The 266-nt window shown below is 34.6% G+C and carries 1 protein-coding gene; it reads right to left on the bottom strand.

The window, feature by feature from the left end:
* The coding region (locus SB764_RS40995) for a hypothetical protein (protein WP_410866896.1) at positions 1-266 on the bottom strand (266 nt) is incomplete at both ends.

Below are 266 nucleotides of genomic sequence, written 5' to 3' on the forward strand. Positions count from 1 at the left end.
CGATCCATAAAAATGGAAATTGCCATTAAGTGTATATTTTGAGCGTTCAACAAAGTTATTATTTCTAAGAGGGGCTGTTACTCGAAAATAATCTTTCCCTTCTTGACCATTTACTAGATGTTCATACCAATCATTGGTTTGAATTCCGAGCTTAAACCATTTGGGTTCGGACGCAGTATAAGATTCATTTAAAATCGCTGCTGAATTTTTAAATAATAAATCTCCTCTGTCCCCCCTCGTATAAAGGGAATAGAAACTTTCATCTT

Origin of the sequence: Paraburkholderia sp. SIMBA_027 (genome assembly GCF_046535315.1) — a bacterium.
Lineage (GTDB): Bacteria > Pseudomonadota > Gammaproteobacteria > Burkholderiales > Burkholderiaceae > Paraburkholderia > Paraburkholderia tropica.